Origin of the sequence: Bacteroides caecigallinarum (assembly GCF_016901995.1) — a bacterium.
In the GTDB taxonomy this organism is placed as follows: domain Bacteria; phylum Bacteroidota; class Bacteroidia; order Bacteroidales; family Bacteroidaceae; genus Phocaeicola; species Phocaeicola cellulolyticus.
In genome coordinates this window covers 1-217 of record NZ_JACJLE010000248.1, presented here as the reverse complement: position 1 = coordinate 217, position 217 = coordinate 1, and the positions used below count along the sequence as shown (strand labels likewise).

1 protein-coding gene is annotated in these 217 nt (G+C 43.3%); it reads left to right on the top strand.

The window, feature by feature from the left end:
- On the top strand, positions 1-217 hold a 217-nt coding region (locus H6A61_RS15840), incomplete at both ends, for an AAA family ATPase (protein ID WP_204394826.1).

Sequence of the window (217 nt, the reverse complement as noted above, 5' to 3'; positions counted from 1 at the left end):
TGAACAATCTGAGGGATATTTCGATGGAGTTTGCTTATGTAGGCATTTGTGGTATCACGGAGGAGGAACTGCACTCTGTATTCAAAGAAGGCATAAAGGAGTTGGGTACCGCCAATAATATGACTGAGGAGGAAGCGAAAGCGAAACTGAAGGAACTGTATGACGGGTATCACTTCAACGAGGATTGTGTGGATATTTATAACCCGTTCAGCATACT